At 29.6% G+C, this 24,511-nt stretch carries 19 protein-coding genes; 17 read left to right on the top strand and 2 right to left on the bottom strand.

The window, feature by feature from the left end:
- Window positions 1-24 precede the first annotated feature (24 nt).
- Both J3477_RS03215 and J3477_RS03210 read right to left on the bottom strand, forming a co-directional pair.
- On the bottom strand, window positions 25-993 hold the full coding sequence (locus J3477_RS03215; RefSeq protein WP_206868126.1) for an aldo/keto reductase: 969 nt from the start codon (window positions 991-993) through the stop codon (window positions 25-27).
- Window positions 994-1,028: 35 nt separating this feature from the next.
- Window positions 1,029-1,463: a MarR family winged helix-turn-helix transcriptional regulator gene (locus tag J3477_RS03210; protein WP_206868125.1), complete on the bottom strand. Its 435-nt coding sequence runs from the start codon at window positions 1,461-1,463 to the stop codon at window positions 1,029-1,031.
- Window positions 1,464-1,851: 388 nt separating this feature from the next.
- Between J3477_RS03210 and J3477_RS03205 the strand changes: the two genes are divergently transcribed.
- The 17 genes from J3477_RS03205 (at window position 1,852) to J3477_RS03125 (ending at window position 24,498) form a co-directional block, all read left to right on the top strand.
- Complete coding sequence (locus J3477_RS03205) at window positions 1,852-3,006, top strand: hypothetical protein (RefSeq protein ID WP_206868124.1); 1,155 nt, start codon at window positions 1,852-1,854, stop codon at window positions 3,004-3,006.
- 656 nt (window positions 3,007-3,662) lie between these two features.
- Window positions 3,663-4,937 (top strand): helix-turn-helix transcriptional regulator, encoded by a 1,275-nt coding sequence (locus J3477_RS03200; RefSeq protein WP_206868123.1) that lies wholly within the window; start codon window positions 3,663-3,665, stop codon window positions 4,935-4,937.
- Between the two features lie 98 nt (window positions 4,938-5,035).
- The gene (locus J3477_RS03195) at window positions 5,036-5,176 is read left to right on the top strand and encodes a hypothetical protein (protein ID WP_206868122.1); all 141 of its coding nucleotides are present in this window, start codon (window positions 5,036-5,038) and stop codon (window positions 5,174-5,176) included.
- A gap of 403 nt (window positions 5,177-5,579) precedes the next feature.
- Window positions 5,580-7,085 (top strand): potassium channel family protein, encoded by a 1,506-nt coding sequence (locus J3477_RS03190; RefSeq protein ID WP_206868121.1) that lies wholly within the window; start codon window positions 5,580-5,582, stop codon window positions 7,083-7,085.
- 108 nt (window positions 7,086-7,193) lie between these two features.
- Window positions 7,194-8,090: an HNH endonuclease gene (locus J3477_RS03185; protein WP_206868120.1), complete on the top strand. Its 897-nt coding sequence runs from the start codon at window positions 7,194-7,196 to the stop codon at window positions 8,088-8,090.
- 87 nt (window positions 8,091-8,177) lie between these two features.
- Entirely contained in the window at window positions 8,178-8,930 is a 753-nt protein-coding gene (locus J3477_RS03180) for an NERD domain-containing protein (RefSeq protein ID WP_206868119.1), read from the top strand.
- Window positions 8,931-9,087: 157 nt separating this feature from the next.
- A complete protein-coding gene (gene mntA, locus J3477_RS03175) occupies window positions 9,088-9,516 on the top strand; it encodes a type VII toxin-antitoxin system MntA family adenylyltransferase antitoxin (protein WP_206868118.1) in 429 nt (142 codons plus the stop codon).
- Window positions 9,506-9,943, top strand: a complete 438-nt coding sequence (gene hepT / locus J3477_RS03170; RefSeq protein WP_206868117.1) for a type VII toxin-antitoxin system HepT family RNase toxin — start codon at window positions 9,506-9,508, stop codon at window positions 9,941-9,943. The genes mntA and hepT overlap by 11 nt, the downstream gene beginning before the upstream one ends.
- A gap of 264 nt (window positions 9,944-10,207) precedes the next feature.
- Window positions 10,208-13,375 carry a DEAD/DEAH box helicase gene (locus J3477_RS03165; protein ID WP_206868116.1) on the top strand — a complete coding sequence of 1,056 codons (3,168 nt, stop codon included), beginning with the start codon at window positions 10,208-10,210 and terminating at the stop codon, window positions 13,373-13,375.
- A gap of 218 nt (window positions 13,376-13,593) precedes the next feature.
- On the top strand, window positions 13,594-15,168 hold the full coding sequence (locus tag J3477_RS03160; RefSeq protein ID WP_206868115.1) for a hypothetical protein: 1,575 nt from the start codon (window positions 13,594-13,596) through the stop codon (window positions 15,166-15,168).
- A gap of 84 nt (window positions 15,169-15,252) precedes the next feature.
- A complete protein-coding gene (locus J3477_RS03155; RefSeq protein WP_206868114.1) occupies window positions 15,253-16,944 on the top strand; it encodes an McrB family protein in 1,692 nt (563 codons plus the stop codon).
- Window positions 16,919-19,342 (top strand): restriction endonuclease-like protein, encoded by a 2,424-nt coding sequence (locus tag J3477_RS03150; RefSeq protein WP_206868113.1) that lies wholly within the window; start codon window positions 16,919-16,921, stop codon window positions 19,340-19,342. Before J3477_RS03155 ends, J3477_RS03150 begins: the two co-directional genes overlap by 26 nt.
- A gap of 235 nt (window positions 19,343-19,577) precedes the next feature.
- Complete coding sequence (locus tag J3477_RS03145) at window positions 19,578-20,171, top strand: helix-turn-helix domain-containing protein (RefSeq protein WP_206868112.1); 594 nt, start codon at window positions 19,578-19,580, stop codon at window positions 20,169-20,171.
- 24 nt (window positions 20,172-20,195) lie between these two features.
- Window positions 20,196-20,621, top strand: coding sequence for a PBECR3 domain-containing polyvalent protein (locus J3477_RS03140; protein ID WP_206868111.1), 426 nt, complete (start codon window positions 20,196-20,198; stop codon window positions 20,619-20,621).
- Between the two features lie 23 nt (window positions 20,622-20,644).
- Window positions 20,645-22,162, top strand: coding sequence for a class I SAM-dependent DNA methyltransferase (locus J3477_RS03135; RefSeq protein ID WP_206868110.1), 1,518 nt, complete (start codon window positions 20,645-20,647; stop codon window positions 22,160-22,162).
- Entirely contained in the window at window positions 22,152-23,177 is a 1,026-nt protein-coding gene (locus tag J3477_RS03130) for a PDDEXK nuclease domain-containing protein (RefSeq protein ID WP_206868109.1), read from the top strand. Before J3477_RS03135 ends, J3477_RS03130 begins: the two co-directional genes overlap by 11 nt.
- A 31-nt stretch (window positions 23,178-23,208) precedes the next feature.
- Complete coding sequence (locus tag J3477_RS03125) at window positions 23,209-24,498, top strand: restriction endonuclease subunit S (protein WP_206868108.1); 1,290 nt, start codon at window positions 23,209-23,211, stop codon at window positions 24,496-24,498.
- Window positions 24,499-24,511 lie beyond the last annotated feature (13 nt).

Below are 24,511 nucleotides of genomic sequence, written 5' to 3'. Positions count from 1 at the left end.
TTTGACAAATTTATGAAGTGTATACTAACGTACTGCGACACCATTTTTAAACTCTCTTTTAGGGAAACTAGCACCAGCAATTTTATCTTCAGGTATAGCTTTTTCTATTCTTTCAATATCACTTGCACTTAAAATCACATTTAGAGATTTTAATGAGTCTTGAAGTGTAGTTCTTCTTGAAGCACCAACTAAGGTTATAATATCATCACCTTTGGATAAATGCCAAGCAAGAGCAAGTTGTGGTATAGTGATATGTTTCTCATCAGCTATTTTACGTAAATCTTCTACAAGCTGAAGATTTTTGTCTATGTTTTCTTTAAAGAATAAAGGAATAAATGAATTATATGCATGTGCTTTATCCTTTGTCCATGTGCCACTAAGTAATCCATGTGCAAGGGCACCAAATGCAACTACACCTGTGCCAAGCTCTCTTGCAGTTGGTATAATATCTCTTTCGATACTTCTATTAAATAAGGAATATTCACTTTCTATAAAGCTTATTGGATGTACAGAATTAGCTTTTCTTAAGGTATCAGCATCAACTTGAGTAAGTCCAATATGTCTAACATAGCCAGCCTTAACTAAATCAGAAATAGCTCCAATTGTTTCTTCAACTGGGATGCCTAAGTCAATTCTTGCTGGTTGGTAAAGGTCGATATAATCTAAATTTAACCTTTTAAGAGTATAAGTAAGATAATTTTTTATTGACTCGGGTCTTACATCCAACCCATACATAGCGCCATTAGGTGCAACTTGCATACCGAACTTTACTGATATATAAGCTTTATACCTCTTTTGACCTTTAAGAGCTTCACCAATCACCATTTCGCTCTCTCCAGAGCCGTAAAAATCTGCTGTATTGAAATGATTTACTCCAAAATCTAAGGCTTCATGAATTGTTGCTATATTTTCAGCTTTATTAGCATCACCTCTCATCCCTCCACAGCCTAATCCAAGTTTATTAAGTTCTAAGTCATTATTTCTATATTTCATTTTAATTCCTCCAGTTTAAACCTATGTAATCTTCATTATTCTCTAAATCTTTGGGTGCTATCATATATCTTTTTTAAAGAGTCCATAGTAATAAGCATTTCTTCCTCAGATAACTCTTCTGATGCTAAATTAACCAAAGCTTGAATTGCTTCATGGATCTTTGGCATAATCTCTTTAGCTTTTTCTGTTAAATATAACTTATAAGCTCTACTATTTTTTTCATGCTGCTCTTTATATACATAGCCTTGCTCTATTAGTTTTGTAATAGTCCTTGCTGACATTGCCTTATCATTGCCTATTTCTTCACTCAGTTTATTTTGGCCTATACCCTCATTTTTTTCTAAGACAAATAGATATGAACAAGCGCCACTACTTAGTCCATATTCTTTTAAAACCTTATCTAAATATATTTGTGTGTTTCTAAAAATCTTACTAATGTACATTATGAAATGCATGCTTTCTTTTTCCATGATTATAACCACCTTAATTTTTGTTGACTAGTCAACACTTATTGTATTAGATTGATGTTGACTAGTCAACAACTTTTCGAAAAACAAATCTAGTGAATTCTTTACGCAATAGAAAATAAATAGAGATTTACAGTAAGATAATTGTATTAATAAGGAGATAACGTTTATTGCTTTTAAACTTTCATATATATTGATTTATAAATGTTCTTTCTTAAGGGAGGAGTTTTATATGGAGAATAAAGAGAAGAGTTTATATGATATTTATTTGAATTATTCATATCTTTTAAATGTATTTGCTGGTTAACAAAAAGTTTTTAATTTGTAAATATATTGTTATAATTATACAATAGAGTATTGATATGTAAACAGTAAAAAAGAGGTGATTATTTTGGAGTTTTTTGAGCCAAGTGAAAAAATAAGATTAATGAGAAAAAAACTTGGGGTAAGGCAATCTGACCTAGTGACGGATAATATGACTATGGCTTTTATCAGTATGATGGAGAATGGTAGAAGAAGCGTAAGTAAGAGGAGTTCAGAAAGGTTAGTATTAAAATTTAAGGAAATTGCAACGAATAAATCTTTAACATTAGATATAGATAATGAATATTTCTCAAGATCGGCAAAGGAAGATGCAAGGCTTCATATTGAAAAGGAACTTATAAAGAATAATGACCATACGGAACTTGATAAGCTCACAAATATAGCCGTAAATTTTGAGATATATGATCTCTTAGCAAAAATATATGAAATGAATGGAGAAAAGTTTTTAGCAGAGAAGGATTTCGTTAATGCTTTTATTAATTACAATTCAGCTTTAGGAAAATTGCAAGAAATAAGGCAAAATAGTGGGCAAGCTTTCTTACATAAACAACTTGGAGTGTGTAAGGAAAGACAAGGTGAATATATAGAGGCTATATACTATTTTAAACAATCTATAGAATATTCTTTAAAAGAAAGTAATATGTTAGTTTATTTTAAATCAAGTCTTAATCTCGCCATTGTATATGCAAAATCTGCACAATATAGTAGATGTATACAAACTGTTGATGAAAAGATATTAAACGCAAAATTTAAGCCCAGTAAACAAGTGTTAATTAATGCCAGAATGACTAAAGCAAATGCTTTAATGGAGTTAAAGGATGATAGTGCATTAAAAGAGTATTTTTCTTTAGTGGATGAAGTTGGGGATACCAATGACTTAGTCATGTCATTTTTATATCATAATATATCAGAATTTTACTACAAAAAAGATGCTTATAAAAAAAGCTTAGAATATGCAAATAAAGCTCATGCTTTAAAGAATAAGGTGAATAGAGTTGCGCTACCAAATACTTTAAATATAAAAGGTAAAGTATTTCTTAAGCTAGGATTAGTACAGGAAGGCACTATGATGTTTGATTTAGGTGCTAGTATTGCTGCAGAAAATAAAACCTTTGATATGCTACTTGAAAATTATAAAGCTTTAACAGAAGTATATGATTCCAAAGAAGATTTAAAAGAAGTGGTAAAGAAATTTGAAAAAGTTATTGGTACTTATAAATAAGGAACTTTATATAAAATGTTATAGTTAATTTTAAAATTTAGAATAAGGTAAATAAATAGTTCCTATGTTTAAGCTTAATTTATACATGGCCCAAAATACAGACTTCTAGAGCTTTTAACTCATGTATAAATTAATAGTTGAGCTAGGAACTCTAAACTAGTTAATGTAGTTAAAGTGAATTGGATAAGTACAAAAATTAAGTACATCAACGAGAAAATAAAATGAATATATTTTTGACTTAAAGTTATTTAGATTATAAAAAGTTGTCTTCTTGAAGGCAGCTTTTTTGTTGTCTCTTCTAGCCTTATAACTAGAAGAATAATATGACGTAAACTTTTAAAATATCTATAAAAATATTGTGATTTAAAGAAAGCCTAATAATAGGGATAATAGAAATACTTTATATTATTAAGTCGAGTACGAAAAATATAGATTGAATATGATACTGTAGGATGCATTTGTTGTAACATAAATGTTAGTGTATGAATATTTACACATATAAATATGTAAAAAAAGAAATTTATAATTAACATTATCCAATAAAATGTATAATTATAGAATAAATTAACTAAAAACTCTTTTATCGTATACAAAAAGTAGTATAATTATATGTAATTGTATTGAAATGTAAACTGTAAGTGAAAGAGGTGGTTGCTTTGGAGTTTTATAGTCCAAGTGAAAAGATAAAACTAATGCGTAAAAAATTTAGGGTAAACCAAGCTGATTTAGAATCAGTAAATATGACTAGAGCATTTATTAGCATGATGGAGAGCGGGAGAAGAAATGTCAGTAAGGCAAGTTCGCAAAAGTTGGTATCAAAGTTTAAAGAACTTGCAATGAAAATTTCTGTAACGCTTGATATAGATGATGAGTATTTTTCAAGACAGCCAAAAGAAGATGCACGGTATTATATTGAAGAAAACATGAAAATAAACAATAGTGATAAGGAACTTGAAGAGCTTATTACTATAGCTACAGATTTTAATATAGATGATTTACTAGCTAAAATATACGAATCGTATGGGGAAAAGCTTTTAGCAGAAAAAGATTATCTTAATGCATTTATGAAATTTAGACTAGCTTTAGGAAAATATCAAGAGATAGGAGATTTTAATAAACAAGCTTTACTATATAAAAAACTAGGATTTTGTCAGGAAAGACGAAGTGACTATGAAGAGGCAGAATACTATTTTAAACAAGCAATAGCTCATTCTTTGGAAGAAAATAATTTTGAGATTTATTTTAAATCAAACCTAAATATTGCTATTGTATATGCAAAATCAAAACAATATATTAAGTGTATACAAGTACTTGATGAAACAATATTAAAATCTGAGGCTAAAGTAGATAAAATAGTATTTATAAATGCAAAGATGACTAGAGCAAATGCTCTAATGGAATTGGTTGATTCAAGGGCACTGAAAGAATATCTTGACTTAGTGGATGAAATTGGTGATACAAATGATCTAATACTATCAGCTCTATATAATAATATAGCAGAGTTTTATTATAAGACAGGTGATTTTAACAATAGTCTGAAATATATAAATAAAGCTCAAGCACTAAAGATAAAAGTGAATAAAATAGCTTTACCTAATACCTTAAATACAAAAGCAAAGGTGTTGTTTAAACTAGGTTTCTTCGAAGAAAGCACAATGCTTTTTAACTTAGCAATAGATATTGCTGAAGAATATAAAACATTTGATATGCTTTTCGACAGCTACAAAGACTTAGCTAAAGCATATGAGTCAAGAAAAGAGTTTGAAAAAGTCTCTGATACTTTAAATAGATATATAGAAACAATTGATTATTATAATGTTGAATATGGTAAAGGATATGCACTTTGTAAACTAGCTCAAGTATCTGTAATGGAAGAAAAAAGTGAAGTTTGTATTGATATGTTAAGCAAATTAGAAGCATATGTGTTATAAAGTATCTGCAATTGTATTCATAATTAATAAAAAATTGTATAATATATAATATAATTACAATGCATGATGTAATATATTATTTTAAGAGGTGAAGTTCTATGAAAAAAAATACTAAAGTTCTTTTTTTATGTGTAGTTATGGTTGCAACACTTATTATTCCAGTTCTAAGTGGTGGACATGCTAATTCTGGTTTTGGCGTAGTTCAGACTATGGGGACTGACTATCCATCAGCAGATTAGAAAGTATGAATAAGCTAGACTGATTTAAATTAATCAGCTAGCTTATTTTTATTTTTGCGTAGATTTAAGGATATGACGTTCTTAAATAAATAGTAGAGAGTATAAGAAAACAATATTTTGGCTGCTAAGGACATAGATGCTTGAACTATGCGGTTTTTAGCTAGATTTCATAGGTAAGTTTTCTTTCATTTGTGGTGTTATATAAACTATAGAGTCATGGGGTCTTTATAAAAGAAAGCATTAATGATCACTGGTGTTTAATCAACGGTGATTATTTTTTTTGTATAAAGTTACGCTGTTTTACTAACAAAAAATATTGCATTGCGACAAATGCCGACAAATAAAATAGTGCTCTTGTGATAAGATTTTATATTGAAGAACAAAAGCAAAAGGTGGGAGTCTAATGGATATAAAAATTTTACAAGTTGATGATATAGTATCTATCAATAATTTAGATGTTTGCGATTATGTAGTAATTAAAGAATTAGGAAATAAGAAGTACAAGATACTAAATAATATTAAAGAAATGGATAAGTTTAAAGAGGAGTATTACGTTTATGGTAAGAATGAGAATATATATTTAAACAAAGCCAAGTTTAAAAAAGATGCTTTAGATGGTGCTATAGTTAATTTTGAGTTTATTGAAGAAAATGCTAAGAATTCTGATTTGCTAGATAAAGCTCGTCTTACTACAAATGAAGACGAATATATTGAATTCAGCAGCAAATTTGAAAGCTTTATCAATATGGTTTTTATAGATAAGTTTGAATTTAATTACGATAGGATTTTTAAGAAATATTATAGTGACTATGATAATTATCATGATATTAATATTGAAAATTGCTACTTTAAAGAGGCAAATATTATAAGTGGTGTGGATATTAGTAATTCTATATTTATAGAAGGTTTGCTTGTAAAAGATTCTGTAAGACTTAGTATAGATAATACTACAGTAAATGGGGAGCTTAAGATCAATAATTTTAAAAGTGATGATATGCATTTTAGAGATGTAGAGGTGACTGATTTAACAATAGAAGATACTAAATTTAATGCAGCATTAAATTTTAATAATTTAACAGTAAACAATAATTTTCAAATAAATAATTGTGAATTTAACTATTCTATTGAAGGTAAATTTGATTTTCTCAAAAACGGGAAAAATTTTTTAGCTAAAGAATGTAGCTTCAAAAGCATTAATGTAAAAAATGAAACAATAAATTGTAAATGGGAGATAGATGAATGTAAGTTTGAAGAGAAAGCAAAATTTAGTGATATGAATATTACAAAGGATGGCGCTGTATACTTTAAAAATACTGAATTTTATGCCTCTGTAGTTATAGATTTCAAAGAGATAAAAGGAAAGTTTTATTTGTATAAAACTAGCTTCGGGCATAGATGCCTATTAGACTATGAAAAATTACAAGCAGAAAAGTACAGACCTTTTGAGGGAGAAGAGAAATATAGTAAGTGGACATTTTTTAATGCAAGTGAGATATATAAGCAGAATGGAAAGATTGAACAATATCTAGATACATACTATATGTATAAGAAGCATGAAAGTAAAGGAAAACAAGGAATAAAACTTTTAGACGGCTTTGTTGATTTAACTACAAAATATTTTACAAGTTGGAAAAGGACAGTGTACTCTATGATATTTGTCATTATCGTTTACTTTTTAATATATATGATATGTTCTGGAGTATTTAAATATGGTACTAATTATACAAATAGATCCTGGTATAGTGTTGTTGGAAATAGTATGTATCTATCATTAATTACTTTTACAACAGTAGGGTATGGTGATATAGTTCCGCATGATATTATAAAATTATTTGCTGCAAGTGAAGGGATACTAGGTGTTTATCTAACGTCAAGTTTTCTAGTAACTTTAACAAGGAAATATACTTAGAAACTACAATAAATACTTATTGGAAGAAAAAGGAGTATTTATGCGTAAAGAAAGTGTTTATGAATAGCTAATAAGTGAAAAGCTTGGGGATGACTGGGGGAGACAAACATGGTTGAAAAAATATGTGAAATTATTGATGATGAATATTGCTGCGATATTGATATAACAGTAGAGGAATGGAAAGAGCTTCTAGTTAATCCTAAGGTATTTGATGATAAAAGCAAAGAATCTTTAAGAAAATGGTATATAGAGCCTGGATGCTCAGCTACCTGTAGTGCCATTGGGAGAAAATATAATGAGCATAGTATGAGCGCTAATGGGGTAATTAACGGCTTAGCTGGAAGAGTGCAAAAAGAACTTGGAAGATTTGTTGTAAAAGGGGTAGGTGGAATAGCTAAAGGTACAAGATTTATTGTTGTGATGAAAAGCAAACTTATTGATACAAAACCAAAAGCTTGGGAATGGACGATTAGAGATGAACTTGTGCAAGCTATAGAAGAACTAGATATATTTTCTGATAATAGTTATTCAGATGATGATCTTGTTTTAGATATTGCAAATAGTGATGTTTCTGAGGGTACTCCGTATTTTGAGTACAGTGGTAAAACTAAACCTAAGAAACAGCCTATGTACATAAAAAATAAATATTCATATCCTCGAAGTCGTATGGTTGCACTAAATGCTTTACGACATGCAAATTATAAGTGTGAATTTGATAATAATCATTTAACCTTTACAAGGAGAAATTCGGACTTACAATATACTGAGCCTCATCATTTAGTACCGATCAATTATCATGAAAATTTTGATGTATCACTAGATGTTGAAGAAAATATTGTTTCTCTCTGTTGTAATTGTCATAAACAAATACATTTAGGACAAGGGTTTGAAGTTATGCTTGAGAAATTTTATAATGAGCGAAAAGATCTATTAAAGAAAATTGGTATTGAGATTACATTGGAAGAGTTAATTAAGTTATATAAGAATGATAAAGCTCAAGAATAAGTAATATAATTTAAGCTTCAGTATGGTGATTGAATAAGAAAGAACATTATATGTGGAAGTTTTTAGAAGTGAAAGGATAATGTAGATATGATTGATTTAATATTTAAACTATGGTATTTGTGGGTTCTGATGATTTTAGCGGGGCTATTAAGCTTATTTGGACCTAAAATTAAAGGCTTTTTTGGTGAAAAATCTGTAGCATTTCTCTTATCAAGCTTAGATGAGAATAAATATAAAGTTATTAATAATATAATGCTGAAGGTGGGAAATAAAACAACTCAAATAGATCATCTTATAATATCAAATTACGGTATTTTCGTTATAGAAACAAAGAACTATAAGGGATGGATTACTGGAAATGAGTTTGATGATAAATGGAGACAAACAATATATAAACGAAGAGAATTCTTACATAATCCAATAAAGCAGAATTATGGGCATGTGCAAGCTTTGAAGGAGACACTGGCTGAATTCAAGGAAATTAATTATATTCCAATAGTAACCTTTACTACAAAAGCAGATTTAAAAGTAAAAACAAAAACACCAGTTGTGTATACTATTAACTTACCTAAAACCATAAAAGCGTATAAAGATGAAACTATAACAAATACGATGAAAGAGCAAATATACAATAAACTGATTGGCTTAAATGTGGACAGTAAAGATAATAGAAAAGCACATGTACAAGCTATCCGTAAAAATGTATCTGAAAATAATAACAAAGTCAGCAAAGATATCTGTCCAAAATGTGGCGCGCAGTTAGTAGTTAGAAATGGAAAATATGGCAAGTTTAAAGGCTGTAGTGCTTATCCAAAGTGCAGATTTACTTCAGAGGTATAGTTAAAGTAAAAGTACATAATAATTAACTTAAAAACAAAATTTTTATCATCAGTTGGGTAACTATATTTTAAGAAATCTGAATTTAGGGTATAATTAATGTAAATAAGATATTTTTAGCATATAAAAATAGGAGAACCTTGGAAAGGAGGAGAATTTTATGATTAATATCGATGCAAAACTAGACGATTTAAAAGATTACTTTAAAAATAACGATAATATTCTAGCAGCATGGTTTATAGGATCTTATGGAACAGAAAAACAAACAGAAGACAGTGATATTGATATAGCATTGTTATTTGATAAGCAAATTGGGATCATGGATGAGATGGACATATCCTGTAGAATTAGTGAAATCGTGGAGTTTGATAATATTGATACAATTAACCTACTTTCTGCGCCTATAACATTACAATTTAAAGTTATAGATGAAGGAAAAAGCCTTTACGAGAAAGATTATTATAAAGTCTGTGATTTTATGGAGGAGATTTTTAATAGATATAGAGATGAGAAATACTATTTAGATAGATTTATGCAAGATTTTTATGAAAGTTATGGGGTTAGGAGTAAAGAGATTAATGGAATTTGATAAAAATAAGATAGATCAAAAATTAGTATTTATGAATACATGCTTAAATAAGTTAAGAAAATTGCAATCAATTAATAAAGATGAATTCATAGATGATTTCACAAAAGTAGATAGTGCTAAATATCTATTACAAGTGAGTATAGAAGCAATGCTAGATATTTCTAGTCATTTAATTGCAAGAAATAGATGGGGAAAGCCAAAGGATAATAAAGACCATTTTCAAATATTAGCTGATAATGGAGTCATAGATATTAAAGATGTAGCAGTGTATTTTAATATGGCGAAATTTAGAAATAGAATAGTTCATATGTATTTTAATATAAGTGACGAAATGATATATGATATTGTTCAGAATAATATTGTTGATTTTGAAAGATTTATAGGATGTATAGCAAATACTTTGGGAAATAGCACGGCTGATTTATAAAAAAGTTATCAAACTCAATCTTAAAATAGAATGTTCAATCACTGGTAAATAAAAGCCAGTGATTTTTTTATACACAAAAACTTACACTTCTATAACTATGGTATATTATGTCTAATTTTGCTAAAATTGAATTAGCAATAAATACCCAAGCTCTATCTAATAAAACTTATATAGTAAAATTGCTAACTATTATCGGTAATTTAATTATAAATTCAGATTTTATTAAAAAGTAATACAGTTATATATAGATGAGGAGGTGTCTCCATGATAAAAGAAGGACTTTATGAAGAATTAATAAGCGAAAAGCTAGAAGGTGATTTAGATGCCTTAGAAGATGGTAAGTATGATATCTCTAAGGAAAAAATAGATGTGGAAGAGGCAAGAAAACGTCTTTCTAGTTATATATCAGCGGTAACTAGAAAGGCTTTGAGATATATAAGAGATGATTTCAGTGCAAATGAAAGCAAGGAAGCATTACTTAAACAGATTAAAACCTGCAATGAGATAATTGAGATCTTAGCTCAGAACCTAGAGGATGATGAGTTTGAAAAGTTAAAGCTTTCAGAAGAAGGAGAAGTTTTAACTTCAGTTTATTCTAAGCTTAATAGTGTTAGAGCTCTTAGAAAAGTGGAGGATGTAAGACCAGCAACGCCTTTGTCTGAAAGTTCGCTATTTACAGGCTCTCATTATGAACCTAACATGATGTCTGAGCTACAAAAGGAGATTTTAAGTTCAGATAGTATTGATATGTTAGTTTCCTTTATAAAATGGAGTGGACTTAGATGCATTATTGAGCAGCTAAAGGAATTTACTAATAGAGAAGGTACAAGGCTAAGAGTAATAACTACCTCTTATATGGAAGCTACAGACTTTAAGGCTATTATGGAGCTTAGCAAACTTCAAAACACTGAGATAAAAGTTAGTTATGATGTAGAAAGAACAAGACTTCATGCAAAGGCCTATCTTTTCAAAAGGGAAACTGGCTTTTCAACAGCTTATATAGGTTCTTCCAATATATCAAATCCAGCCTTAACCTCTGGACTTGAGTGGAATCTAAAGGTCACAGAAAAGGATTCCTTCGATATCATAAAGAAGTTTGAAGCAACCTTTGAAAGTTATTGGAACGACAAGGAGTTTGTAAGCTTTAATGGGGAAGATGAGCAGGAGGCAGTAAGATTACATAAGGCCCTTAGTAGTAAAAAAGATATTGCCCAGAACGATATAAATTTTAACTTGGATATAACTCCATACTTTTATCAAAAGGAAATCCTTGAAAAGCTTCAGGTGGAAAGAGAAATCTTTTATAGGAATAAAAATCTTCTAGTAGCTGCTACAGGAGTTGGAAAGACCATAATTTCAGCTTTTGATTACAAAAGATTTTTGAGAAATAATAAAGGCAGCGGAAGATTACTTTTCGTTGCTCATAGAGAAGAAATACTAGAGCAAAGCTTAACAACTTTTAGAGCTGTTTTAAAGGATTTTAACTTTGGAGAATTATTAGTTGCTGGAAGCAGAGCAGAAAGCTTAGATCATTTATTTATAAGTATTCAAAGCTTTAATTCTAAGAAATTATATGAAAATACTTCAAGTGATTTTTATGATTTTATAATAGTGGATGAATTTCACCATGCAGCTGCACCTTCTTATGTAACTTTATTAGATTACTATAATCCTAAGATACTTTTAGGCTTAACAGCTACTCCAGAGAGAATGGATGGTAAAAATGTTCTAGAGCATTTTGATGATAGAATTGCAGCAGAGATGAGACTTACAGAAGCTATAGACAGAAAGCTTTTAAGTCCTTTTCAATATTTTTGTGTTACAGATAACGTAGATCTTTCAAAGCTTAAATGGAGCAGGAAGGGCTATGATATAAAAGAGCTTGAAGGAGTTTATACTTCAAACTATATAAGAACCAATCAGATCTTAAAAAGCCTAAAGGATTATGTAACCTCAATTGAAGAGGTAAAAGGACTTGGTTTCTGTGTTTCAATAGAACATGCTAAGTACATGGCTGAGGCTTTTAATAAAGCAAATATTCCTTCTATAGCATTATACGCAGGGGTAAGTGATGAGGAAAGAGAAACAGCAAAGCATAGACTTGTAAATGGAGAAATAAACTTTATCTTTGTTGTGGATCTTTATAATGAAGGGGTAGATATACCAGAAATAAATACAGTTCTATTTTTAAGACCTACTGAAAGTTTAACAGTATTCTTGCAGCAACTAGGAAGAGGCTTAAGACTAAGTGAAGGCAAAGAATGTCTAACTGTTTTAGACTTTGTAGGTCAGGCACATGCAAATTATAACTTTGAAGAAAAGTTCAGAGCCTTGATAGGAAAGACAAAGCACTCCATAGCTCATTATGTGGAAAATGGCTTTCTAAATGTTCCTAAGGGATGCTTTATAGCTCTAGAAAAACAAGCCAAAGACTATATTTTGAGGAATATAAAAACCTCTACTAACAGTAAAAGAAATCTCATAGAAAAGATGAAATATTTCAGTGAGGATACTGGATTTGAGCTAAATCTACCAAACTTCTTAAAGCACTATAATTTATCACTATATGATTTCTACGGAAAAAGTGGTGATAGAAGCTTCATGAGAATGGCTGTAGAAGCAGGAGTAGCTGAAGCTTTTGCTTTGGAAAATGAAGCTAAGCTAGTAAAAAGACTACCAAATTTATTTCATATAGATTCCTTAAAGTTTATAGGCTTTATAATTAAATATCTAAAAGATGAGCTCGAAGAAGTGCTAAATAATGAAGAAAAGCTAATGCTCTCAATGCTTTACTATACCTTTTATAGTAGTGAGCCAAAGAAAGAAGGCTTTGATAACTTTAATGCTGGGCTAAGTAATATAAAAAACTGCGAAAGCTTTAAAAAGGAAATTATAGATATCTTAACATACAAACTTTCTAAGGTGGATATGATGAACCTAGAAAATGACTTTAGTTTTCCATGTCCATTAGATGTTCACTGCAGCTATACCACTAATCAAATACTAGCATCATTAGGTTACTTTAATGAAGAAAGATGTCCATCCTTTAGAGAAGGAGTTAAGTATTTTGAAGATAATAAACTAGATGTATTCTTCATAACCTTAAATAAATCAGATAAGGACTTTTCACCATCCACCTTATATGAGGATTATGCCATAAACGAAAAACTCTTTCACTGGCAGTCTCAAAGCAAAACCGTAGAGAAAAGTGTCACAGGACAAAGATATATAAATCATAGAAGAACAGGAAACTCAATTGCACTATTTGCAAGAGAATACAAAACTTCAAATGGCTATACTTCACCATTTATATTCCTTGGAACCTGTGAGTATGTAAGTCATAGTGGTGAAAAGCCAATGAGTATTGTGTGGAGATTGAATGAGGAGATGCCTCCTAGGTTTGTGGTGGGGGCTAATAAGAGTATATTGTGATGATTATTTATTAAGTTTGTGTAAAGAATTAATGTTTAAAGTTACTTTTATGTTCTTATGGGTTAAGTATTAAAAGTAAGTGATACGAATGGCTTTATCTAAGTATTATCAATAAAATAGTATGAATTGAAAATACTTAAAGTTAATATTGAGATGTCTCTAAATAAAAAATATTAATTAATTTATAAGGGCAGTGTGAATTTTTAATAGGAGAGAGTATGAATAAGTATGAATCATATCTAAATGAATTATTTAATACAGAAAAGAATTACCTTCTGGGTGGGGAAGTTAAGGACAAGCTAATAGAAAAGTTTAACTGTAAAGATAGTTATGCTAGAAAACTTATTGAATTAGCAGTCAAATCATCTATTATACAAACCAATAAAGAAATTACATTCGGTAAAGGACAATATTTATATTGGGGAAAGAACTATGAGATAAGCGAAAATATAATTAGAGATAAATTTAGAGATACTAGACCTAATATATATAGGGTTTTAAATAGGTTTGAAGATAATAAAGGAATAATTTCGTACTTTGAGATATATAAAATAGCTGCGTGCACAACTGAGAAAACCAATTCAAAAATAACTCAGTTTGGAGATATATTAGAAATACTAAATAAGCTTAAGAATGTACAGACAATCGATGACCAGGGAGTTAAATATATTGCGGAAGTAAATTCCGAAGGTAGAAATATAAATTACATGAAAAACTATTATTCAAGTATGAAAATAGAGTGTACATTCCTTCCAATGGTTTTGGTGTGGTTACAAAAAAATAATATTATAGACAGCGAAGATGTTTTATATAGAAATAAAAACACACCATGTAATGGTATTGTGAGTAGTAAATTAGTATGGGATGCATGCGCATTTACTGGAACTGTTGGATTTAATGATAATATTGTTAATAAAGAAAAAGATAGCAAATCATTTGTTTTTATAGATATATGTATTACTAGGGATTATACTATTGATGATTTAAAAGGATTCTATGAAAGGCTTCAAATTTTCAGGAACAGTGTTAAAAATAATAAGAGAAGAATAATACCTATAATTTTTTCATCAAATATATCTAAAGAAATAAAAAAAGAGATTAAGAAATTAAACATATTATGTTTTGATATAAAGGTTATCTTTGGAGATAAGATAGTACATATTTTAGATGACTTAAAAATAATATCATTTTCAGATATATATGGAGAAAAGTTTAAAGACTATAATGATGTAACTGATATAATAGCGAACTCATTAGAAACATTGGCAATCACAGGTCAGGAAGAAAATTTGCAAAATTTGAAAGGCGTTTTCTTTGAGGCATTGATGTACAAGGTTTTTGCTAAGATATTTAAAGGCAGTATTATAAGACAAAATTACGTATTAAATTATACTGAGAATGGAGAAAGGTATACATTTGAATACGATTATATAATAGAAACAGATGATGAAAAGATTATATGTGAGTTAAAGGGGCGAAAGAAAGATAATATAATAAAGCTTGGAAAATTCGTAGAAGATAAGAAAAGACCGGAAAAGTATACTATAAAGTGGTTTTTCTCACACACTTTAAATAAAGCTTTAGAAAAGTTACATGATTCTGATAGAAAAATCAGGGCTTGCTATATAACTACAGGCAAAATAGAAAATGCAGCTATAGAAAAAATGAATATGATGAACAAATTTAAATCGAGTAAATTAGATGTTTATTATGATAGGGAAAAATTAATTAAGCTATTAATTGAGAATAATTGCGATAATGAAGTTAGTTTAATAAAGAGATATTATAAGTAAGAAGTATGAACTTATTTTGATAGTGATGTATAACAAACTTGATATATAAATTACTTATATAATCTATAACAGGCGGTGAAATATATGGATAATAATATTGTTAACAAAAGAAAGAAAAGGCCAGATTCATGGGTTGATATGAATAGTGATGATAAAAGCTTTCTAGGAAGAAAAAGAGTTGACTATAGTACTTTTGATAAAGGAACTACAATACCAGAAAGGTATCATAAAGTTTTTCTAGATAATCTATCTGAGGAAGTTACCAAAGGTAAGCAAGTAAAAATTAAATTGTTTTTTAAAGACAAAGAATATAATGCTGTTATTAGATGGCCTAACTCAAAAGATAGAAAAGGAGTTACGATACAGTTACTATACAGTAATAAGGCTTTAAAGGAATTGCTGCAAAATAAGTTATCGGTAAGCTATGATTACATAATGAATTATTTAAAAGACACTGGCAAGAAGCCGGTCAATATACCAGACGAGTATTCTGAATATATAGATTTCTTTAAAGGAGATAAGCCTAATAATTTTATCATAAATCTTATTAATAAGGATAATATCACTATAGAAGATGAAGAGCCTGAAGATGATCTATATGAAGACTTAGAATCAGAAGATGAGTTTGCAGCTATAACTAATATCAATTCAGAGATTGATTTTATTCATAATTACATTTCAAGCAAGGGCTTCTATTATTCAAAAGACTTAATTACAAATTTATATCTTAGCCTAAAAACTAAGCCATTTGCAATTCTTTCAGGTATATCAGGTACTGGTAAAAGTAAAGTAATAGAACTTTTTTCAGAAGCAGTTGGTGCAAATAGGGGCAATGGAAGATTTAGATTAATATCTGTTAGGCCAGATTGGTCGGATGCGACAGATTTATTAGGTTATAGAAATATCGAAAACAAATTTGTACCAGGAATTATTATTGATATTGCCAATGAAGCAATGAAAAAACCAGACAAACCTTATTTCTTATGCCTAGATGAAATGAATCTAGCAAGGGTAGAGTATTACTTTAGTGACATCTTATCAGTTATGGAGACAAGGAAAATAAGTGATGAGGGGATTATTACACAGAAACTTATAAACAGGGCTCAGTTTGGAAGAGATGAAGCTGCTTATGGTTGGTATGGAGATGTGTATATTCCACAAAATCTATATATTGTTGGTACTGTAAATATGGATGAGACTACATTTCCTTTTAGTAAAAAGGTCTTGGATAGAGCTAACACTATAGAATTTAATAAGGTTAATTTAACATATAATTTTGAAGAAACAGAAGTACAGGAGCTTTCAACTAAAAAATTTCACAATGACTTTTTAAAGTCTGAGTATTTAAACTTATCACAATGTAAACATGAAAAAAATATAGCCTTAAAGGTTATAGACAAATTGATTGAGATAAATAATATACTTGAAAAGTACCAACAGCATTTTGCATATAGAGTAAGAGATGAGATTGTGTTTTATGTAATCTATGCAGTAAGAGATGATTTATTTTCCTTTGAAAAAGCAATGGACTTTTCAATTGTTCAAAAGATACTACCTAAGATAGGGGGTAGTGGAGGAGAAGTATTGGATATACTCATTAAGTTATTTAATAATCTAAATGACTCTGATTATGAAAGTGAAGGGTATTTAGATGATATACAGATAAAAGCTATGGAGAAACAGTGTGAGAACAGTAAATATAAATTAAGTAGTGAAAAAATTATATTTATGATCAGGAGGTTCCAGAGAGATGGATTCACAACCTTCTGGCAATAGTTTGGAGCTTTTATTTATAGAAACTGATGAGTTCTATTTCTCTATTAAGGGAAATGATGATAGTGTGAAATATGGAGATTTAAAGTCACTTACTGTTTTGGTAGAGGGTAAGGTATATGAAGTGGATAGTAATAAATATCTTTGTTTTAAAGAATATACCAACTATGAGATAGTAATTGAAAGAAAAGGTAAAGCTGCTATAGAGTTTTATCATGAAAATCCAAACATAAGAAATAAAGTGACTCCAACTGGAAGAGGCGGAAATATCTTAAGTGGCATAATTAATTTTAAGGGCGATATAGGATATTCAGATCTTTATATAAAGATAAACGGAAAGATCCACATGAAGGTAACTATTGAGGTGCTTCCGAGTAAAATTGATTATAAGGAAGATTATAAAGCAATTCTACAAGATGTTAATGAAGAAATATATAATTTAGCTTATGGATTTTTAAGTAGAACCTACTTGGGTGCAGAAATAAATAATAAGATAGGTAATAGCTATACTGAGTTTTACAGTATATTAAATTATGTATATGAAAGGCTGATGAAAGCTATTGATATAGTTATATATAATCCTCATCATGAGCTTACAAAGGATGCAAGAGTCTATAAATATCAGAGCTTGAAAAATATCAGTATGGATACAATTAAATGGATAGAGAAAAGACCACATTTATTAGAAAATATTAATGGAAAGTATATACCAACTGAGGCTTTACAGGTTACAAAGCAGGTTACTTTAGATACAAAGGAAAATAAGTATTTAAAGTTCATGCTTATAAAGATTATCGAAAAGATAGATATGTTTATTAAGACTTATTCATCTTCGTACTGGAATAAAGATAGTGATATTATTGATAAACTAACAATTATGAAGAGGGGAATAAATAAGAGACTTAAAACATCCTTTTTAAATAATGTAAATAGTGATTATAGAAATACATCAATATCAATGGTTTTTAGTATGGCAAATGGATATAAGGATATTTATAAGTACTATTTAATGCTCCAGAAAGGATTAAGCATTAATAGCAATATTTTTTCTTTATCAATGAAAGAGTTAAGCTTGCTTTATGAGTACTGGTGTTTTATTAAGATAAACTCTTTGCTCAGAAAGAAATACAAACTAATAAGCTCAGATTTTATTACAGTTAATAGAGAAGGAATATTTGTTTCACTTAAAAAGGGGACCACATCTACATTAAAATATGAAAATCCTAAAACTAAAGAAACCTTTAAGGTGTGCTATAATTCTATTAAATCAACAAGAGCAATTAAAAGTGGTTCTGATAATGAAGGTAGTAGGACAGTAACTCAAAAGCCTGATAATATATTGGTCTTAGATAAACAGGGCAGTGAGAACGCTTATGAATTTATATTTGATGCTAAGTATAAGATTGATACATCGAAAGAATATCAAAAAAAATATGGTGGAATAGGACCAAAGGAAGAAGACATAAATACAATGCATAGATACAGAGATGCTATAGTATATAGAAATAAAAAAACAGAAACTCTTAATAACAGTGTCTTTGGAGCTTTTGTACTTTTTCCTTATAAAGATGAGCAGGAATATAGAAATCATGATTTTTATAAGAGTATTGAAGAAGTAAATATTGGAGGTATACCATTTCTTCCTTCAACTACATCATTGATGGAAGAGTTTTTAGACAATCTAATAAATGAATCAGGCTACTCAAATTTTGAGAGGTCTCTAGATTCAACAGGAAGAGAAGAGTATATCAAAGAGGAATACTTTAAAGATAGAAATGTTCTTGTAGGAGCATTAAGAAATAAAGAGCAACTGAAGGTAAACTTAGAAAGTAAATTTTATCACACTAGCTGTAGTAATGTAAACTTAGCTGAGCACAACGTTAAGTTTATTGCTTTGGCTCAATCCAAGAGACAATTTGGTGACGAAGCAGGTATAATTTACTATGGTAAGGTTTCAGAGATAAAGATAATGCAAAGAAATGCTATAAAGGAATTACCAAGTGAATCGGAGGATGACTATTACGTTTTTCAAATTGAGGAATGGAAAAAGCTTGATAAAAAAATTGAAGTAAAGGGATATCAAGTGCTAAAGGTTCTTTATACAACAGAATTCTTACTTAACAATGCTTCAGTTGTAACTGATCTTTGTATAAGATCCAAAGAAGAATATAGGTTATGGCAAGAACTTAAAAGAGTGAATTTTTTAACCGAAACGCAAATAGGCGAAAAGTTAAGTAACGATAGCAGCATTAAAGGGTTTAAAAGTGATGAAATTAAGATTGAGATAGATAATAGCAATATAAGGGTAGAGGTTAATAATAATGTTAAAGAGTTTACAAGGGAAGAATTTAATAGGAAACCTAGAGAGGTAATGAGAAGAATAATGAAGATGAACTGCTAATGGGGATGATATTAGCAGTTTTTATTTTTGCAAAAAACATAGATGCTACTAGTGATTACTTTGCGAATGTTATTATATAGGTAGAAAAGTTTTGAGGATTAAATATGCAGATACATAAACAAAAATCTGATGTAGGTAATTGCTTTTTATTACCATATGTATATTGACTAAGACAATAATTGACGTTATAATATTAATATATTTGCTAAGACAATATTTTGCTGGAGGTGACCACTTGATTGGATTAGAATATATACTTGGTTTATATAATATGCAACATATAGAGTTGGCTGATAAGCTAGGAATAAAAAAGCAAAATATTAATCTCTGGATTAAAGGTAAGCAAAACATTTCTAAAAAGTATCTTCCGATATTAGAAGATTTATTTGGAATAGATCAACAATATTTTACTAAAGAATTAAGTGAAATTGAAAAATTAGAAATACAGAAAGAGAAGCTTAAAAAGGATCTAAATCCTGTTATCAGAGAGCATGAAAAAAAGTATCAATTAGGTGAAATAAATGATTTTGAAAAGGTTCCAGTTTACGATAAAGAAGAAATAAATACTATGGAGAGAACAATTGAAAAAGCGAAACTAATCTCTAGATTTAAAAATGCTATGGATATTGTCGATGATAATCCTTATATAGAAACCTATAAATTAATAGTTGAACTCATGGAAAAGGCTCAACATGAGGTTATTGTCCAAAAAACTATTGAGGCTTTGGCTCATTATCTAGAGTTATTACCAGATAGAGTATCCACTGGATCAGAACAGGATGAGTTTGAAAATGAAATTTTTGAAGTCTTTGACGATAATAATTTTTAAAGTGTTAAATAGAGGATGAGAATTGTGAAATATTTCTATGAAGATAAACTATTATGTTTTAAAATAAACGGAAAATTGCATGAAAAAATAGTTCTACATAACAATAATTACATTAATCACATTAAAAAGAGACATTCAGATATAAATCTTAAGAAAATTGAGGAAATATTATATGCACCTGATTATGTATACAAGAGATCAAACAAAAGTAAGGATTATTACTATGAAAAGAATTTTAATGGAGACATATATAGAGTTGTTATAGATGATTATAAAAAACACGTTAAAAAAGTTGTGACAGCGTATAAGATTGATCACAAAGATGAATTTACTACGAAACACATATATTGCATCTATGATAAAGAAACCTTTGTAGAATATGCAGAAATTAACAAAGATTTAGAAGATGATTTTGAGTATTTTTATGATTTATTTAATATAGCTGAATAAAAAACATTTAGGAGGAGTTACTTATGTCAACAGCAAATATCGGATTTGAGGAAACGTTATGGAAAGCAGCAGACAAACTAAGAGGGAGTATGGACTCAGCAGAATATAAGTACGTGGTATTAGGGCTTATATTTGTAAAATATATATCGGATAGATTTGAAACTAAATACAATGAACTTGTTGAAGAAGGGGACGGATTTGAAGAAGATAGAGATGAATATGAATCAGAAAATATCTTCTGGGTTCCAAAGGAAGCAAGATGGGATTTCATAAAAGATAATGCGAAGGATCCAAAGATTGGTCAATTCATAGATGATGCAATGATATTAATAGAAAAGGAAAATCCAACTTTAAAAGGTGTTTTGGATAAAAGATATGCAAGACCAGAGCTTGATAAAAGAAGACTTGGAGAACTGATAGATCTTATTTCAACAGTAAAGCTTCATAAAAATGGAGAAAAAGATTTGTTAGGTAGAGTATATGAATACTTCTTAGGACAGTTTGCTAGTTCAGAAGGAAAAGGCGGTGGAGAATTCTATACACCAACTTCAGTAGTTAAAACTTTAGTAGAAATGATAGAACCTTATGAGGGGAGAATTTATGACCCTGCTTGCGGATCAGGTGGTATGTTTATACAAAGTGAAAAGTTCGTAGAAGAGCATCAAGGAAAGATAGAGAACTTATCTATTTACGGCCAGGAGTTAAATTCAACAACTTGGAAACTTTGTAGGATGAACCTTGCAATTAGAGGACTAGATGGTAATATAGGACCACATCATGCAGATACTTTCCATGAGGATCTTCATAAAACTTTAAAGGCAGATTACATCTTAGCAAATCCTCCGTTTAATATTAGTGACTGGGGTGGAAATAAATTAACTGAAGATGTTAGATGGAAATACGGTACTCCACCAGAAGGAAATGCTAACTATGCATGGCTAGAGCATATGGTATATCACCTTGCACCAAATGGCTGCGCTGGAATAGTACTAGCAAATGGTGCCTTAAGTTCAAATACTTCCAATGAAGGAGTAATAAGAAAGAACTTAATAGAAGCGAAGTTAGTGGATGCAATAGTAGCATTACCAGATAAGCTATTCTATTCAACTGGTATTCCGGTATCCTTATGGATATTAAATAGAAATAAAAAGGATAATCCTAAGTTTAGAAGCAGAGAAGATGAAATATTATTCATAGATGCTAGAAATCTAGGAGCAATGATTGATAGAAGACATAGGGAATTGGACACTGAAGATGTTAAGAAAATAGCTGAAACTTATCATAATTATAGAAATACAGAAGGAAAATATGAAGATATACAAGGATTCTGTAAAGCAGCTAAGTTAGAAGAAGTAAGAGAACATGAATATGTATTAACACCAGGTAGATATGTAGGTATAGAGGAAGTAGAAGATGACGGAGTTCCATTTGAAGAAAAGATGGAAGCTCTAACAAGTGAGCTTGGCGAATTATTTGCAAAATCAAGAAGATTAGAGGATGAGATAAGAAAGAATCTTGGAGGCATTGGATATGAGTTCTAAGCAAGACAAGATTTCAACTAATGTACTTTATGAAAATATAAAAAGCACATTAGAAGAAGCACGTTCTAAGGCTTATTCTGCCGTAAATTTTTATATGGTAAAAGCCTATTGGGAAATAGGTAGAATAATTTATGAAGAACTAGAGGGTAGTGAAAGAGCAGAGTATGGCAAAGAATTGATGAATGAATTATCTAAAAATCTCACAAAGGATTTTGGTAGTGGATTTGATAAAAGCAATTTATCAAGAATGAGAAAATTTTATATGATGTTTGACAATGTTGGCGCACTGCGTCAAGAATTAAGTTGGACTCATTACAGACTGTTGATTAAAGTTAAAGACAAAAAGAAAAGAGATTTTTATATAGATGAATGTATAAAAAGCAATTGGAGTACAAGGCAGTTAGAAAGACAAATCAATTCATTCTATTATGAAAGACTGTTATCTACTCAAGAAAACAGTAAAAATGAAGTTAGAAATGAAATAAAAGGATTAGAACCTTCTAAAAGTATAAATGATATGGTAAAGGATCCTTATATATTGGAATTCTTAAATCTGAAAGAGAATAAGAAGTTCTTAGAAAGAGATCTTGAGCAGGGCTTAATAGATAGCCTGCAAGATTTTCTATTGGAACTTGGAAAAGGATTCTCCTTTATAGGAAGACAGAGAAGAATAACAGCAGATGGAGAACACTTCTATGTTGATTTAGTTTTTTATAATTATTTGCTTAAATGCTTTGTTCTCATAGATCTAAAGCTAGGAAAACTAACTCACCAAGATATAGGACAGATGGATTTTTACGTGAGATATTACGAGAAAGAAATAAAAGGAGAAGATGATAATCCAACCATAGGGATTATATTATGCTCCGAAAAGAATGAAACTATAGTAAAATACTCAATCTTAGAAGAAAGCAAGCAAATATTTGCTTCAAAGTATATACTCTATATGCCTACGGAAGAGGAATTGAAGAGGGAGATAAATAGGGATAGAGAGATGCTGGAGATTGATAGTTAATAAAATTAAGTTAGGATTGGAGTGATTAGGCATGGGGATTAGAGAAACAGAGTTAGGAATATTCCCTGATGAATGGACCATAGATACTATGGAAAATTCATTGTGTTCTATAATAGATTATAGGGGAAAAACTCCTGGAAAATCTGATAAAGGAATAAAAACTCTTAGCGCAAAAAGTGTTAAAGATGGATATATAGACTATGATCTAGCTTATCATATATCAGAAGAAACATATACAAACTTTATGGTAAGAGGAATCCCTAAAAGAGGTGATATACTTATGACTACAGAAGCTCCTCTAGGGTTAGTTGCAAGATTGGATAAAGATGGTATTGCCATCGCACAGAGATTGCTTACATTAAGAGGAAAGTCCAATTATCTAGAAAATGACTATTTAATGTATTACTTGAAGTCGCCAATAGGCCAACATCAGTTAAATATAAGAGCATCAGGAACAACTGTATCAGGAATAAAACAATCTGAGTTTAGAAAGGTTTTAATAACAATACCTCCTATAAAAGAGCAAAAAGCTATATCGAGTATTCTTGTAACTATAGATGAAAAAATAGATACAAACAACAAAATCAATAAAAAGCTAGAAAAAATGGCTCAAGCTATTTTTAAACAATGGTTTGTTGATTTTGAGTTTCCTAATGAAGATGGGGAGCCTTATAAATCTAGTGGTGGAGAAATGATTGAGAGTGAGTTGGGGATGATTCCAAAGGGATGGGAAGTAAGTAAATTGGAAGAGATTATTTACTTCAATCCAAAGGAAGTTTTAAAAAAAGATAATGAATATAAATTCGTTGAAATGGCTGCTATAGATAACAATACATCTAATATCAAGTATTGGGAGTTAAGAAAATTAAACAGTGGAAGCAAATTCAGAAATGGTGATACACTACTTGCAAGGATTACACCTTGTTTAGAAAATGGAAAAACTGCTTATATTAGCATCCTTGAAGAAAAAGAAGTTGCTGTTGGTTCAACAGAGTTTATTGTGATGAGAGGAAAGGAAAAAAATAAAAAAGTATATATATATTGTCTAGCCAGAGAAGAAAACTTTAGAGCACATGCTATAAAAAGTATGAGTGGTAGTTCGGGAAGGCAAAGGGTTCAATTGGATTTATTAAAAGGCTATAAAATAGTGCAAGCGCCAAATGCAATTTACGATAAATTTGATCGAATAGGAGAAAGCCTTTTCGAAGAAATATCAAGTCTTAATAAAGAGATCACAAGACTAGCAAAATTAAGAGATTTATTACTACCAAAACTTATGTCAGGCGAAATAAGAGTGCCAGTGGAAGTTAGTGAAAGTTAATAACTCGTATTAA

It is taken from the genome of Clostridium zeae (assembly GCF_017312485.1).
Classification (GTDB): Bacteria; Bacillota; Clostridia; order Clostridiales; family Clostridiaceae; genus Clostridium_AR; species Clostridium_AR zeae.
Note: the sequence above shows the minus strand (reverse complement) of the source record. Positions and strands in the feature narration are given on the sequence as shown.

Bases quoted from the DNA above. Each gene is read 5' to 3' on its own strand.
- J3477_RS03215 (WP_206868126.1), bottom strand. From the start codon at position 993: ATGAAATATAGAAATAATGACTTAGAACTTAATAAACTTGGATTAGGC.
- J3477_RS03210 (WP_206868125.1), bottom strand. From the start codon at position 1,463: ATGGAAAAAGAAAGCATGCATTTCATAATGTACATTAGTAAGATTTTT.
- J3477_RS03195 (WP_206868122.1), top strand. From the start codon at position 5,036: ATGAAAAAAAATACTAAAGTTCTTTTTTTATGTGTAGTTATGGTTGCA.
- J3477_RS03190 (WP_206868121.1), top strand. From the start codon at position 5,580: ATGGATATAAAAATTTTACAAGTTGATGATATAGTATCTATCAATAAT.
- J3477_RS03185 (WP_206868120.1), top strand. From the start codon at position 7,194: ATGGTTGAAAAAATATGTGAAATTATTGATGATGAATATTGCTGCGAT.
- J3477_RS03180 (WP_206868119.1), top strand. From the start codon at position 8,178: ATGATTGATTTAATATTTAAACTATGGTATTTGTGGGTTCTGATGATT.
- mntA (WP_206868118.1), top strand. From the start codon at position 9,088: ATGATTAATATCGATGCAAAACTAGACGATTTAAAAGATTACTTTAAA.
- hepT (WP_206868117.1), top strand. From the start codon at position 9,506: ATGGAATTTGATAAAAATAAGATAGATCAAAAATTAGTATTTATGAAT.
- J3477_RS03165 (WP_206868116.1), top strand. From the start codon at position 10,208: ATGATAAAAGAAGGACTTTATGAAGAATTAATAAGCGAAAAGCTAGAA.
- J3477_RS03160 (WP_206868115.1), top strand. From the start codon at position 13,594: ATGAATAAGTATGAATCATATCTAAATGAATTATTTAATACAGAAAAG.
- J3477_RS03155 (WP_206868114.1), top strand. From the start codon at position 15,253: ATGGATAATAATATTGTTAACAAAAGAAAGAAAAGGCCAGATTCATGG.
- J3477_RS03150 (WP_206868113.1), top strand. From the start codon at position 16,919: ATGGATTCACAACCTTCTGGCAATAGTTTGGAGCTTTTATTTATAGAA.
- J3477_RS03135 (WP_206868110.1), top strand. From the start codon at position 20,645: ATGTCAACAGCAAATATCGGATTTGAGGAAACGTTATGGAAAGCAGCA.
- J3477_RS03130 (WP_206868109.1), top strand. From the start codon at position 22,152: ATGAGTTCTAAGCAAGACAAGATTTCAACTAATGTACTTTATGAAAAT.
- J3477_RS03125 (WP_206868108.1), top strand. From the start codon at position 23,209: ATGGGGATTAGAGAAACAGAGTTAGGAATATTCCCTGATGAATGGACC.